Source organism: Bacillus shivajii, from assembly GCF_020519665.1.
In the GTDB taxonomy this organism is placed as follows: domain Bacteria; phylum Bacillota; class Bacilli; order Bacillales; family Salisediminibacteriaceae; genus Bacillus_CA; species Bacillus_CA shivajii.
The window spans coordinates 2530386-2545747 of sequence record NZ_CP084703.1 but is presented as its reverse complement, the minus strand read 5'-3'; the positions used below and the strand labels follow the sequence as shown (position 1 = coordinate 2545747).

The window sequence follows — 15362 nt, the reverse complement described above, 5'->3', positions numbered from 1 at the left end:
CTAACTATTATGCTATAATAATGAAAACAAGCGTTCGATAAGGTAAGGTAGATAACAGCAGCCGCAACTTCGGCTGCTGCTTCCATTTGGATATAGGTTTGGGGTGAGGACATGGCAAAGAAAAAACGAAAAAAGAACCAAAAATGGAAAAAACAATTAACGTATGAGTTGTCAGGTTTATTTCTAATTATCGTTTCTCTTATAACTTTTGCGAGATTAGGGATTGTTGGGGAAGGTCTCGTTCAATTGTTTCGTTTCTTTCTAGGAAGCTGGCACATTGTATTGGCAATAGGACTTTTCTTTTTCGCTGGCTATTTAATGATCAAAAGAAAAATCCCTTACATATGGACAAGAAAGTTGGTCGGTCTTTATTTACTTATTTTCTCATTAACATTGTTAAGTCACGTAAGCTTATTTCGTGAACTTAGTAACCATACAGAGTTTATTGACCGCTCTGTGATTCGTAATACGTGGCACCTTTTTTGGCTACAGCTCCAAGATCAAGCTGTTGTGGATGAAATAGGTGGCGGTATGGTTGGAGCAGTTGGCTTTGCAGCGACACACTTTTTATTCTCTTCTGGAGGAACGATCGTTTTTGCAATAGGTTTAATTATCACTTCCATCATGTTAATGACAGGAAAATCAATTGTTGATGCAATGAATAAAAGTGGTGGGAATTTATTCACATTTATACTTAAACATTGGCAGAATTTGAAAACATCACTTCTTGAATCTGTAAAACAATTGAGAGGTCGCCTTCAAGAACGAAAAGAAAAGCATGCAAAAGAAATCAAACAAAATGTTTTAGAGGAAAATGATGTCATTAATACCCCAGAAGAGGAACCCATTATTTATGACTTTTCCACAAAGGCCTATGATAGTACTGAAAGTGAGAATACGTTGGAAGCAACCGAACATCCTGAAACCGTAACTGAAACAAAGACAGTTGATCAGTTTGAAAATGTAGAGGTTAAACAAGAAGCGAATAAAACTGAAGAAGTTACGACATCATTAGTTGTTCGAGCTGAAGCAAATGAGGATTATGAATTACCTACAGTTGATTTGTTAGCAAATCCGGCAAAAGTAAACCAGTCAAGAGAGCATTCAATGCTATCGAAAAATGCACGCAAACTTGAACGAACGTTAGAAAGCTTTGGAGTAAATGCAAAAGTAACGAAGGTTCATCTTGGCCCTTCTGTCACAAAATATGAAGTATATCCAAGTGCAGGAGTGAAAGTAAGTAAGATTGTTAATTTAACAGATGATTTAGCATTGGCACTCGCTGCAAAAGATATTCGTATGGAAGCTCCGATTCCAGGTAAATCTGCAATTGGGATTGAAGTACCAAACCAAGAAGTTTCCTTAGTAACATTACGTGAAGTGTTAGATTCTCAAATTATGCAGGATACGGACAACAAGCTTGCAATTGCATTAGGTAGAGATATATCTGGTGAAGCTGTTATTTCTGAACTAAATAAAATGCCACATATGCTAGTTGCTGGTGCAACAGGAAGCGGTAAAAGTGTTTGTATTAATGGAATTGTCATTAGTATTTTGATGCGAAGTAAGCCACATGAAGTTAAGTTAATGATGATTGATCCGAAAATGGTTGAATTGAACGTTTATAACGGGATTCCACATTTGTTATCTCCTGTGGTTACGGACCCGAAAAAAGCATCACAAGCTTTGAAAAAAGTTGTTAATGAAATGGAAAGACGCTATGAACTGTTTGCATACTCAGGAACTCGAAATATCGAAGGGTATAATCAGTATGTTAAAAGGCAAAACGAAAGTAGGGATGAAGAAAATAAGCAGCAGCTTCTTCCTTACATTGTCGTTATTGTGGACGAGCTTGCAGACTTAATGATGGTTGCTTCATCTGATGTAGAAGATTCGATCACCCGTTTAGCGCAAATGGCAAGAGCTGCAGGGATTCACCTAATTATTGCTACTCAGCGTCCATCGGTTGATGTCATTACGGGTGTCATTAAGGCTAATATACCTTCTCGAATTGCATTTGGTGTTTCTAGTTCCACCGATTCTAGAACAATCTTAGATGGTAATGGAGCAGAAAAACTGTTAGGTCGAGGAGATATGCTATTTTTACCGGTAGGAGCTAATAAAGCGACAAGAATTCAAGGAGCCTTTTTATCAGATGATGAAGTAGAACGTGTTGTTATGCACTGTATTGAACAGCAAAAAGCACAATATGCAGAAGAGATGATCCCAGAAGAAGGGGAAGAAGTTGTTACTTCAGAAGTAGATGATGAATTGTATGATGATGCTGTACAACTCATTGCTGAAATGCAAACAGCTTCCGTTTCTATGTTGCAAAGAAGATTTCGTATAGGATATACAAGAGCTGCAAGATTAATAGATGAAATGGAAGCGCGAGGCATTGTTGGTCCATATGAAGGAAGCAAACCTCGTGAAGTACTGATTTCGAAGGCTGAAGATAAAGAAGCATCCAATGAATAAAGGATGCTTCTTCTTACCAACAGCGAAATATAAAGAATTGATCAGAAAATCGGAATATTATATAAAATTTGTGAAAACGTTTTAAAAAAAGATAGAAATGTGGCTAAAAAACATGTTACATTAGTAAAGAAATGGCTGTATTGGTAGAGGAGTGTAAAAAAATGATAAAATCAGACCATCGTCCACTATATTTACAAGTAATAGATAAAATTAAAGAAGATATAGAAAAAGGGATATATGAAGCTGGTGAACGGCTCCCGTCAGAATTTGAACTATCAAAACAACTAGGAATTAGCAGGGCAACATTAAGAGAGGCACTTCGCATGCTTGAAGATGAAAGTGTGATTGTTCGTCGGCATGGGGTGGGGACATTCATAAATACACGACCTTTATTTTCTTCTGGGATCGAACAACTCTCAAGTGTAACAGGGATGATTGAACAAGCGAATATGAAACCTGGAACAGTTTTTTTATCTTCATCAATCATGGGGGCAACTGAAGATGACTGTAGAAGGTTTCAAGACGAATCCTTAAATGATTTGATTACTATTGAACGTGTAAGAACGGCTGACGATGAGCCTGTTGTTTATTGTTTAGATAAAATTCCGAAGTCGTACCTACCAGATTATGTCTCTCATGAGCAACAATCGATGTTCGATCAATTAGAAGAATCAGGAACAACGATTGCTTATGCACTAACGCAAATTGAACCAATTGGATATCATGAACGCGTATCAGAAATGTTAAATTGCGAACCTGAAACGGCTTTACTTGTTCTAAAACAAATGCATTACGATGAACAAGAACGCCCTGTTTTATATTCGATTAACTACTTTAGAGCGGATAAGTTTAAGTTCCACGTCTTAAGAAAACGTGTTTAGTCCGAAGAGTCCTTTTTAAAAAGGGCTTTTTTTATGGCTTGAAGATGACATTCATCATTTCGCTTTAAAAGCATATATAAGTGAATGAATTTCATAATTACGTTTTTTGCGCAGTGAAACGAATGATATTATAAATACTTCATTAAATGTACGTTTTATTTGTACTATCAGAATTTATAAATTTATGGTCGATAGATAAGTGCTCCTGCGCCGCTACGCTTGCTCGTCGCAGCTCGAAGGGGTTTCGAAGAAGCAAATGCTCGGTGCTCCTGCGGTTACTCGTCGCAACTCGTCGTTTAATCATAGGAGTTGAGCTTGTGGCAACTAAGGCTTACTTCCACAGGAGGTGGTGGCTTCGGTGTTGATCACAGGACGTGATCGACTTTAGACGAAGTTCCTTATTAAGACTTGGCGAAAAGCCAAGTTTTGTTTAGAAGTGAACGTAACAAAAGACGGCGACTCCCGGAGGATCAGCGCAGTCTGAAGATCCACTTAGGCGAAGAGTTGTTGAGCCTAAGTTAGCTGAAGACAAGCCCTCGGGAAAGCGTCCGTCTGAAGTGAAGTTCACACTCATCATTCGGAATTTCGCATCATATTTTGAGGTATGAAATTGATTCAAGTAAGATTGATTAAATATAACTCCATATTATCTATAAAAACTTATAATCTTTGCAATATAGGTTTTTTTTTCCTAAAATCAAAGTAATCATGTATTAACAACATAAAGTTTTCGAACAATAGGTATGATTAGAGTAGGAATTAAGGAGGGAAATAAATGATCGAAAAACAAATGTACGACTTTACAGCAGGGCCCTTGAATGTTCATGTTTTGCCATCTAAGACATATAAAACAAATACAATTCTTATTCATATGAGAGCCCCACTAGAAGAAGACACCGTGACCAAAAGAGCGTTGCTTCCTTACGTTTTACAAAATGGAACGGAAGAATACCCTTCAAGACAACATATTCGTAGAGCGTTAGATGAATTATACGGAGCAACACTTAACGTGGATGTTAGCAAAAAAGGTGAGTCTCACCTAATGACTATTCGCTTAGATATTGCAAATGAGAAGTTTTTGAAAGATAGTGAGCCTTTATTCGAAAAAGCGATGGAACTCATCGCTTCAGTTCTGCTACGTCCAACTGGAGATAACGATCGTTTTGATAAAGAAATCGTTGAAGGTGAGAAGAGAACACTAAAGCAAAAGCTTGACTCTGTTTATGATGATAAAATGCGTTATGCAAATAAACGATTAACAGAAGTAATGTGTGAAGAAGAACCTTTTGGTTTGTTCGTTCTTGGAGATAAAGACAAAATCGATAAAATAGATGAAATGTCTTTATATGAATATTATGAACAGACCTTACTAAACGATATGATTGATGTGTATGTTTTAGGTGATGTTGATGAAGAAGAAACGAAATCAATGATCACGAAACATTTTCAATTCCCTGAAGGAAGTGAGCGACCTTCAGCTAAACATACGAAAGTAACGCATAAAACAATTAATGATGCTAACGAAGTGATCGAAGAACAGGACATTCAGCAAGGGAAGCTGCACATTGGGTACCGTACAGGAACAACATTTGGCGATGATGATTATTTTGCTTTGCAACTTTTTAATGGAATATTTGGTGGTTTCTCGCACTCCAAGCTGTTCGTTAACGTGCGTGAAAAAGCGAGTTTAGCATATTATGCAGCTTCTAGAGTAGAAAGCCATAAAGGCTTATTAATCGTCATGTCAGGTATTGAATCGAATAAATTTGATGCTGCAACAGAGATTATTCATAAACAAATGGATGATATGAAAAATGGAGAATTCTCTGATGAGGACCTAGAACAAACGAAAGCTGTCTTTAAAAATCAGCTTCTTGAAACGATGGATGTCCCAAGGGGATTAATTGAACTTTCATACCATAACGAACTAACAGATCATAAAAAGCCACTAAACGAATGGATGGATCAAATTAATAAAGTGAGTAAAGAGGATGTTGTTGGCGTCGCTGAAAAGATTCAGCTAGATACCGTTTACTTCTTAAAAGGGAAAGGAGGTAACACAAATGAATAAAATTTCTTTTGATCAGCTACAAGAAACGTTATATGAAGAAAAACTTGATAATGGGCTTCACGTTTATGTTCTTAGAAAAGAAGGTTTTAACAAGACGTTTGCAACGTTTACGACGAAATACGGGTCTATCGATAATAACTTTATTCCTTTAGGAAAAGATGAGGCAATAAAAGTTCCAGATGGTATTGCCCACTTCTTAGAACATAAGTTGTTTGAAGATGAAGAAGGAGATGTATTCCATCAATTTAGTAAGCAAGGCGCTTCGGCTAATGCTTTTACAAGCTTTACAAGAACGGCTTATTTGTTTTCAAGCACGATGAATATTGAGAAAAACATTGAAACATTATTAAACTTCGTACAAAAGCCTTATTTCACGGAAGAATCTGTTGAAAAAGAAAAAGGAATTATAGAACAAGAAATTAAAATGTATGAAGACAATGCTGACTGGAGAAATTATTTCGGGCTTATCAGTAACTTATATGAATACCACCCTGTAAAAATTGATATAGCTGGAACGGTCGATTCGATATATAAAATTACGAAAGATCTTTTATATACGTGTTATGAAACGTTCTATCATCCAAGTAACATGGTTATGTTTGTTGTTGGAAACATCGATCCAGAGAACGTTTTAACCTTAATAAGGGAAAACCAAAGTAAGAAGACGTTTGAGGAGCCCGAGGAAATTGAGCGCTTTTTTGAAGCTGAACCTCCTGAAGTGCACAAGAAAAAAGAAGTTATAAAAATGAATGTAAATACTGGAAAATGTCTGGTCGGCTTTAAAGATAAGGAGCCAAGACGCCAAGGAGAAGAACTATTAAAGCATGAGCTATCGATTCAGCTTTTACTTGAAATGATGTTTGGTCAAAGCTCAGAAAATTACCAAACGCTCTACAAAGAAGGGCTTATTGATGATTCGTTTTCGTTTGACTACTCTGGTGAATATGGTTTCGGGTTCTCTGTCATCGGTGGCGATACACACAAGCCAGAAGAATTGGCAGATAAAATTAAAACAATGGTCACTGGATTTTTGGAGGGCGACTTAGATGAAGGTCAAATGGAAAGTATCAGGAAAAAGAAAATTGGGTATTTCCTTCGTTCATTAAATTCGCCAGAATATATTGCAAACCAATTTACGAGATACCAATTTAATGACATGAACCTTTTTGATGTTATACCAGTACTTGAACAAATCACGAAAGAAGATTTACAATCGTCATTAAATGAGCATTTCCATGTAGACACACAGATGAGTCAATGTTTCGTAGTACCTAAAGGAGAATAAATATTGAAACAAACAGCATTTATATCGGGAGCAAGTGGAGATATCGGAGGAGAAATTGCGAAAAGCTTAGCGGAAAAAGGCTATTCACTGATATTGCATTATTGTCAAAATGAAAAGAAGGTACAGAAATTGGCTAATAACCTTCATAACGAATATGGAGTTGATTATGTTCTTTTTCAAGCAGATTTTGCGAACCCAACGGAAGTTAGCGAAAAAATAAATCAACTCCCCGTTGCTCCAGATGTTCTTGTCCATAATAGCGGGACGTCACATGTCGGTATGATTACCGATACTAAACAAGAAGAAGTTATTGAGCAAATGAACATTGGATTAACAAGTCCGTTCTTTATCACACAAGCATTATTGCCCAAAATGATTAGACAAAAGCACGGGAAAATTATTGTTATTTCATCAATTTGGGGACTAACGGGCGCTTCATGTGAAGTGCTATATTCAATGATCAAAGGTGGTATGAACACATTTGTCAAAGCGTTAGCGAAAGAAGTTGCATTAAGTGGGATCCAAGTTAATGGGGTTGCTCCAGGTGCAATTGATACAAAAATGCTTGATTTATACTCAGATGAGGAATTAGACCAACTAACAGAAGAGATTCCAGCGGGGCGTTTAGGTAAGCCAAAAGAAGTTGCAGAGCTCGTTTCCTTTTTATGCTCAGATCATTCAAGCTACATTAATGGACAAATCATTTCTGTTAATGGTGCTTGGTATAGCTAAAACGATGGTTTGATTTATGTATATATTTCCTTCCTTGTGAAAAACTAAACTCGAATTACATTACAAGGAGGTTTATAACCATGTCTGTTTTAGATAATTGGGAGCAGTGGAAAGGCTTTTTAGGTGAGCGTCTTGATCAAGGTAAACAAGAAGGTATGAACAGTCAGGTTGTTTCAGAGGTAGCTTATCAAGTTGGAGAATACTTAGCTGAAAATGTCGATCCAAAAAATGAGCAAGAAAGAGTACTTTCTGATTTATGGCAGGTGGCATCTGAAGAAGAGCAGCATGCAATTGCAAATATGATGGTGAAATTAGTTCAGAAACATTAATGATTAACGAAAAGTGTCGTGGTAAAGCGGCACTTTTCTTCAATTTCACTCTCATAAAAATCTACGAACCTTTAGTTCTCGGATCGAAACAGACAAAGTTTGTGATTCATAAACCTTTTCCATGGATACCATGTTAAAAATATCGGAATATAGGGTAAATTGTATAGAAATGCAATTCAATTGAAGAAATCTCTTTTAATAACGGAAAAAATCAATTATGATTAATTATAGAAGTAAATCCTTGAAACTTCTCTCGTATTAGGAAGGAGTTGGATTATGGAAGAAAAAGAATGGTATCTTGAATATCAAATACATGAAAATCGCCCAGGATTACTAGGTGAAATAGCTTCGTTATTAGGTATGCTTCGTATTAACATTGTCACGATTAATGGTGTCGAGCATCGTCGTCGAGGGATGCTTATTAAAAGTAAGAGTGACGAGGCAATTATGCGGTTAAAGTATATATTACAAACGATGGATGTTATTACACTAAGAAAGATTAGGGAACCGAAACTAAGAGATCGATTAGCTGTTCGGCACGGGCGCTATATTGAGCGGGACGAAGATGAGAAGAAGACATTTCGCTTTGTCCGCGATGAGTTAGGTTTACTCGTTGATTTTATGGCCGAATTGTTTAAAAAAGATGGTCATAGACTGATTGGTATTCGTGGAATGCCTCGGGTAGGAAAGACAGAATCTGTAGTAGCTGCTAGTGTATGTGCTAGTAAGAGGTGGTCATTTCTATCATCTACACTGCTTAGACAAACGATTAGAAGTCAATTAGCAGATGACGAACTTTCTGAACAGCACATTTATATCATCGATGGAATTGTCTCCACGATGAGAGCATCTGAAAGACACCATATGCTTGTAAGTGAAATTATGCGATTACCTGCAACAAAAGTCGTTGAACATCCAGATATCTTTGTTCGAGAAACAGAGTATACACTAGAAGATTTTGATTATATTATTGAACTTAGAAGTGAAGAAGGCGAAGAGATTACATATGAAGCAGTTGACTCCGGTTTCTCCTCTTTTGATATTAGTTAGTTGGTAGGTGTTAGTATTGTCTGAATTAGGTCAAAGGTTAAAAGCAGCTAGGGAAGAAAAAGGATATTCAATAGAAGAATTACAAGTAAGGACAAAAATACAAAAACGTTATTTAACCGCATTAGAAGAAGGTGATTTTTCACGAATGCCTGGCGATTTTTACGCTAGAGCATTTGTGAAGAGCTATGCTGAGGCGGTAGGCCTTGACCCGGAAATGTTATTTGAAGAACATAAGGATGAGCTGCCTCAGCCAAAAAAAGAGCCAGCAGAATTGCCGCCAAGAGTGAGTCGGACAAAGCCAAAAACCGTCAAAAAGAAATCAAAAGCAGCGGCTTTTGTCCCAACGCTTATTGCAGCGCTGTTTATTCTGTTAATCTTAGGCGGAGTGTGGATTTATGGTCAAAATAATGAAACAGACCCTGCTGGAGTATCACGTGACGATACGCAAGGAGACTCTGAAGTTGATATAACAGATTCAGTCACAGATGAAGAAGATCATGAGGTAGAAGAAGAGGAAGCAACCGAAGAAGAACCTGTTGATGAAGAACCTATAGAAGAAGAGGTTGAGGAACAACAACAAGAGTTAACTCTTCAGTCAACGGAAGGCACTACTTCCATTTTTACATTGACGAATACAGATGAATTTGATGTACGTATGGAAGTAACAGGTGATAGTTGGATTGAGGTTAGAGATTCTAATAACTCAAATTTGGTTTCACAGATGTATTATGCTGGTGATGAAATCCCGTTCGATTTTGCTGATGAAACTGAGGTAACGTTTAATTTAGGAAGTATATCAACAGTTAATCTATATATTAATGATGAATTATTAGAGTACCCACTAGATATATCTCATCAATATATCATCATCCAGTTTCAACCTGAATAATTAAGAAAAGAAGCCGTTTTTACGACGGCTTCTTTTCTGTTGGACAATCTATTGTTCGCAAAATGACCGTTATTTTGGTAAAATTAATAAAGCCTAAGAAATTTATGGCAACAAAAGACAAGTGAAACATGTAGCATTATACAATTTGTGCCATATTTAAAGACATAATGTTACAAACGTTCTTTTAAGACATCGTTTGACGACCACGAGGAGGATTACTGTGAACGTACCAAATCAAATAACAATTTCACGTATTTTCTTAATACCTGCTTTTATGGTTTTATTAATTGGTCCCTTTGATTGGGGAGAAGTTTACTTTTTTGGTGCAGACATTCCGCTGCACCATTTTATCGCAGCGATTATTTTCATCATAGCATCAGCAACTGATTGGCTTGATGGTTACTACGCGAGAAAGTATAACCTTGTTACAAACATGGGGAAATTTCTAGACCCTTTAGCAGATAAGCTTTTAATTACTGCCGCTTTTGTTTCCTTAGTAGGAATTGATATGTTTCCAGCTTGGGCAGCAGTACTTATTTTAACGAGAGAGTTTGCTGTAACTGGTTTACGATTAGTAGCATCTGGAGAAGGAGAAGTTATTGCCGCTAGTAAATGGGGTAAATGGAAAACAGTCAGCCAAATTGTTGCTGCTGCAGTCATCATGTTACATAATACGGTTTTCGAATTAATAAACGTTCCATTTGATACAATCATGATCTATCTTACTGTAATTTTAACAGTTTGGTCAGGCATTGATTACTTTATGAAAAATAAGCATGTATTCAATCAATCGTTATAAAATGGCTCTGTTAATGAAGCATGAACGGATATCGCGCTTGTGCCTATAGGGTGATGGGCATCATCAATAAAGAAGGCATAAAATCAACAACAAGCTACTCTCCTTCGAACAGCTTCGAGCTTCCCCGGCGCATACACTACGGTGTGATGCAAGCAGAGGAAGGGGAAATGTCTTTAACAAAGCTTAATTAAAAAGTGTTAGGGTGAAAGAAATGAATGCAGAAATTGTTGCAGTAGGATCTGAATTACTTTTAGGACAAATTGATAATACAAATGCTACATATTTATCGAGACAATTAAATAACTTAGGGGTTAACGTTTATCACCACACAGTAGTGGGTGATAATGAAGAACGGTTATATAAAGTTCTAGAGACGGCGCTTAACAGGTCAGATCTAGTTATTACAACTGGTGGACTTGGTCCAACGAAAGATGATTTAACGAAAGAGACGTTAGCTCAGTTGTTAAGTAGAAATCTAGTGTATGATAAAATAACAGAAGAACGAATTATTGAGTACTTTAAACAAAGAAGTCGCACGATGACTGAAAACAATAGGAAGCAAGCTTTAGTCATTGAAGGCTCTAAAATAATTGATAATCATCATGGTCTTGCTTGTGGGATGCTGATGACGTATGAAAATAAAAAGGTTATGATGCTTCCTGGTCCACCAAAAGAACTCATTCCAATGTTTGAAAATGAATGTATTCCATTACTAAACCGACAGTTATCGAACTCAAGCTTTATCCAATCACGGGTTCTACGTTTTTTTGATATTGGCGAGTCACAATTAGTAGATATCATTGATGATTTACTTGAAACGCAAACAAATCCGACAATTGCTCCATTAGCATCGGATGGTGAAGTGACGTTAAGGTTGACTGTCAAAGGAGAAAATGAAGGACAAAATGAGCAAAAATTAGATGACCTTCAAGATAAAGTGGTTGAAAGGCTTGAGCCCTATTTTTATGGGACTGGTAATGACACACTTAGTAAATCTGTTAGTGATCTATTACGGATTATGGATTACTCACTAAGTTCAGCTGAAAGTTTGACTGGAGGATCATTCTCAACAGAACTGACATCTTTGGATGGGGCTTCTAACTTTTTTAAAGGTGGGTTTATTACATATACCAATGAACAAAAGCATGAATTACTAGGTATTTCAAATGAGCTACTAAATAAATATGGAGCGATTAGTCACGAATGTGCTGAAGCATTGGCGAAACAAGTCCGTTTACAAACGGGCAGTAATGTAGGACTAAGTTTCACTGGTGTTGCAGGTCCTAAGGAAGCAGAAGGTAAGCAGCCTGGTCTCGTATATGTAGGGCTATCAACTGAAGACGAACTGGTCTCATATGAACTTCGTCTTGCAGGCAGTCGCTCGAATATTCGTGAGCGCTCTGTTAAGTATGGTTTATATTATTTGTTACAATGGTTACGCAAGGAAATGAAAAAGGTGGATGAATAAATGATGAAATTCGAAGATTTTCAAATATCAAATGAGATAAAAAAAGCAATTAAAGATATGGGGTTTGAAGCACCATCTCCAATTCAAGAGCGTGTCATTCCTGAAATTTTAAAAAGAGTAGATGTCATCGGGCAAGCTCAAACAGGAACAGGTAAAACAGCAGCTTTTGGTATTCCATTAATTGAACGTGTAGATCAGTCAAAAAATATCCAGTCGTTAATTTTAACTCCAACAAGAGAATTAGCCATTCAAGTTGCTGGAGAACTACAAAAATTATCTAAATATAAAAAAGTACAAACGCTACCAATATACGGTGGACAATCAATTGGTCATCAAATTCGTGCACTAAAGCGCGGTGTACAAGTTGTTGTAGGAACACCTGGGCGTGTATTAGACCATTTAAACCGAGGGACATTAAAGCTACAAAATGTCCATACACTCATTTTAGATGAAGCTGATGAGATGCTAGATATGGGTTTTATTGATGATATCGAAAAAATCCTTCAACAAGTAAATCGCGAACGTCAAACGATGCTATTTTCTGCAACGATGCCACCGCCAATTCGAAAGCTGTCAAATAAATATATGAAACAACCAAAACAAATTACGATTAGTAAAGGTGAAGTAACAGCCCCATCAATTAATCAAGTTTATTACAAAGTGTTAGAAAAAAATAAAATTGACTCATTATGCCGTGTAATTGATAGCGAGACGATCGACTTAGGAATTATTTTCTGCCGTACGAAAAAAGGTGTAGCAGAACTAACTGAGGCCCTTCAAGCTCGTGGATATATGGCTGATGGTTTACACGGTGACTTAACACAATCACAACGGGACAGTGTGATGAAAAAGTTTCGAGATTCAACGATTGAATTTTTAATTGCAACAGATGTTGCTGCACGTGGGATCGATGTAGATAAAGTCTCACACGTGATCAATTATGATATTCCACAAGACCCTGAAAGCTACGTTCATCGTATCGGTCGTACAGGACGAGCAGGACGTGAAGGATTTGCATTAACACTTGTAACTCCAAGAGAAATGAAGCATTTACGTTCGATTGAAGCAGAAATTAAGATGGCAATTCCGTCTCAAGGTCTACCATCTGTAGAAGAAGTTGTTGAAAAACAACAGCATACGTGGAAACAGCAAATTATTGATTTAATGGAGGAAAGTGAAACGAGTAGTTTATATGATGAGCTCGTGACCGAACTATTACAAGACTACCCTCCTGAAAAAGTTGTTTCCTCGCTGATGAAATTAGCATTTTATAGTCATACTGACCTCGAAGATGATGGTTATGACTTCGGCGATACCGGAGCACAAAAAGGAATGACAAGATTCTTTATTAATGTAGGCAGAAATGTCGAACTAACACCGAAAAAAATTGTAGAAGAAGTTTCTCAGCTAGTCGGTATTTCTCAAAAAGCAATTGGAAGAATTGATATCTTTGATAACTTTACATTTATTGAAGTTCCTGAAGAGGTTGCTCCATTTGTCTATGAAGGGTTAAAATATTCGCGTTTGAATGGTGCTAGAATTAACCTTGAACCAGCTAAGCCTAGACCGAAAAGAAAATAGGAATGTTCATAAGTGCTTGGTCCCCTAACCTTTAGGGTCCTTGCACTTGTTTTAATTTCAAGGCTCGGCAATCGCCGAGTTTTTGTTTGCTTTCCATATCTATAATGTATAAGTTTATATAGGGTGAAGCGCTAGTCTTTTGGAATGGCCAGTAGTAGGGCGTCCTTTCTATCATGCATTCTGTATACTAGGCTGTTTTCTAAAACTTTGTTTTTTTGGATAACTGGAAATAGAGGAGGGAGGACGCATTCATATTAGTACCGGCCATAAAAAAGAAAAAAATACGAACGAATGTTTGCAAATCTATTGGCAAATGAACAAAAAACGGTTAAGATATATGTATATGAAACATAAAGCAATTATTTATATATAGATAAAGGAGAGAGAAATTCATGTCAGAACGTAAACAAGCATTAGACATGGCACTAAGACAAATCGAAAAGCAGTTCGGAAAAGGTTCGATTATGAAACTAGGAGAACAAACGGATCAACGAGTTTCAACGATTTCTAGCGGTGCTTTAGCATTAGACATTGCATTAGGTGTGGGTGGTTATCCAAGAGGAAGAATTGTCGAAGTTTATGGTCCAGAATCTTCTGGTAAAACAACAGTTGCTTTACATGCAATCGCCGAAGTGCAACGTAATGGTGGACAAGCAGCATTTATCGATGCAGAGCATGCTCTAGATCCAGTCTATGCACAAAAATTAGGTGTAAATATTGATGAGCTATTATTATCTCAACCTGACACAGGGGAACAAGCATTAGAAATTGCAGAAGCTCTTGTACGTAGTGGAGCGATCGATATGATCGTTGTCGATTCAGTTGCAGCTCTTGTACCAAAAGCTGAAATTGAAGGGGAAATGGGAGACAGCCACGTAGGTTTACAAGCGAGACTTATGTCCCAAGCATTAAGAAAGCTCTCTGGAGCTGTCAATAAATCGAAGACGATTGCTGTGTTCATTAACCAAATTCGTGAAAAAGTCGGTGTTATGTTCGGTAACCCTGAAACGACACCAGGGGGACGTGCATTGAAGTTCTATTCTTCTGTTCGTCTTGAGGTTCGTCGCGCAGAAACATTAAAGCAAGGTAATGATATGATCGGTAACAAAACAAAGATTAAAATCGTGAAAAATAAAGTAGCGCCACCATTTAGAACAGCTGAAGTGGATATTATGTACGGAGAAGGTATTTCTCGTGAAGGGTCATTATTAGATATTGCATCTGACTTAGACATTGTCCAAAAGAGTGGTGCATGGTATTCGTACGAAGGAGAGCGTCTTGGCCAAGGAAGAGAAAACGCAAAACAATTCCTAAAAGAAAACTCAGATATTACTAGTACGATTGAAAAACAAATTCGTGAGTATCATGAACTTGATACACCTAAAGAAGTTCCGGCGGAAGACCCTGCAGAAGAAGATGGAGATATCCCATTAGATTTAAAATAAGTAAAAACTAGTGCCTAGCATTCACCATGAAATATAGAATCATGCCTTTTGTTGTATTCTATGTTTTGGATTGGTGGTGCTTGGCACTTTATTTTTCACTTTAAGTAACAACAAAGATAGGAATACTTACGTTTTAATATTAGGGAATAATGATAATAAATAAGTATATACACTTACCAATGCTTGACATTGTTACATATGAAGCATACAATTAGAAAGAATACTGCCTTACCCATACTCATACTGTATGAGCTGTGCTGGATGTATGCATAAAGATTAAAATGAAAACGAAGAAACAAAATGAAACTAGTTCCAACAAGAAATAGCATGAGGAGGTGAATCAGTCTTGGATAG

At 37.0% G+C, this 15362-nt stretch carries 12 protein-coding genes; all 12 read left to right on the top strand.

Annotation, left to right across the window (positions count from 1 at the left end; translation table 11 throughout):
• The first annotated feature begins 111 nt into the window (after positions 1 to 111).
• The 12 genes from LGQ02_RS12410 to recA all read left to right on the top strand — a co-directional run bounded on the left by LGQ02_RS12410 (position 112) and on the right by recA (position 15008).
• Positions 112 to 2478 carry an FtsK/SpoIIIE family DNA translocase gene (locus tag LGQ02_RS12410; protein WP_226514685.1) on the top strand — a complete coding sequence of 789 codons (2367 nt, stop codon included), beginning with the start codon at positions 112 to 114 and terminating at the stop codon, positions 2476 to 2478.
• A 161-nt stretch (positions 2479 to 2639) separates the two neighbouring features.
• Positions 2640 to 3359: a GntR family transcriptional regulator gene (locus LGQ02_RS12405; RefSeq protein WP_226514684.1), complete on the top strand. Its 720-nt coding sequence runs from the start codon at positions 2640 to 2642 to the stop codon at positions 3357 to 3359.
• A gap of 775 nt (positions 3360 to 4134) precedes the next feature.
• Positions 4135 to 5430 carry an EF-P 5-aminopentanol modification-associated protein YfmF gene (gene yfmF / locus LGQ02_RS12400; RefSeq protein ID WP_226514683.1) on the top strand — a complete coding sequence of 432 codons (1296 nt, stop codon included), beginning with the start codon at positions 4135 to 4137 and terminating at the stop codon, positions 5428 to 5430.
• A complete protein-coding gene (gene yfmH, locus LGQ02_RS12395) occupies positions 5423 to 6715 on the top strand; it encodes an EF-P 5-aminopentanol modification-associated protein YfmH (RefSeq protein WP_226514682.1) in 1293 nt (430 codons plus the stop codon). The genes yfmF and yfmH overlap by 8 nt, the downstream gene beginning before the upstream one ends.
• A 3-nt stretch (positions 6716 to 6718) precedes the next feature.
• Positions 6719 to 7447, top strand: a complete 729-nt coding sequence (ymfI, locus tag LGQ02_RS12390; protein WP_226514681.1) for an elongation factor P 5-aminopentanone reductase — start codon at positions 6719 to 6721, stop codon at positions 7445 to 7447.
• Between the two features lie 80 nt (positions 7448 to 7527).
• Positions 7528 to 7776 (top strand): DUF3243 domain-containing protein, encoded by a 249-nt coding sequence (locus LGQ02_RS12385; protein ID WP_226514680.1) that lies wholly within the window; start codon positions 7528 to 7530, stop codon positions 7774 to 7776.
• A 276-nt stretch (positions 7777 to 8052) separates the two neighbouring features.
• Entirely contained in the window at positions 8053 to 8826 is a 774-nt protein-coding gene (locus LGQ02_RS12380) for a DUF3388 domain-containing protein (RefSeq protein WP_226514679.1), read from the top strand.
• A 16-nt stretch (positions 8827 to 8842) separates the two neighbouring features.
• Complete coding sequence (locus LGQ02_RS12375) at positions 8843 to 9715, top strand: helix-turn-helix domain-containing protein (protein ID WP_226514678.1); 873 nt, start codon at positions 8843 to 8845, stop codon at positions 9713 to 9715.
• Positions 9716 to 9935: 220 nt separating this feature from the next.
• Positions 9936 to 10514, top strand: a complete 579-nt coding sequence (gene pgsA / locus LGQ02_RS12370) for a CDP-diacylglycerol--glycerol-3-phosphate 3-phosphatidyltransferase (RefSeq protein ID WP_226514677.1) — start codon at positions 9936 to 9938, stop codon at positions 10512 to 10514.
• 211 nt (positions 10515 to 10725) lie between these two features.
• Positions 10726 to 11982: a competence/damage-inducible protein A gene (locus LGQ02_RS12365; protein ID WP_226514676.1), complete on the top strand. Its 1257-nt coding sequence runs from the start codon at positions 10726 to 10728 to the stop codon at positions 11980 to 11982.
• Positions 11983 to 13563, top strand: coding sequence for a DEAD/DEAH box helicase (locus LGQ02_RS12360; protein WP_226514675.1), 1581 nt, complete (start codon positions 11983 to 11985; stop codon positions 13561 to 13563). It abuts the gene before it with no gap.
• Between the two features lie 392 nt (positions 13564 to 13955).
• Positions 13956 to 15008: a recombinase RecA gene (gene recA, locus LGQ02_RS12355; protein WP_226514674.1), complete on the top strand. Its 1053-nt coding sequence runs from the start codon at positions 13956 to 13958 to the stop codon at positions 15006 to 15008.
• Positions 15009 to 15362 lie beyond the last annotated feature (354 nt).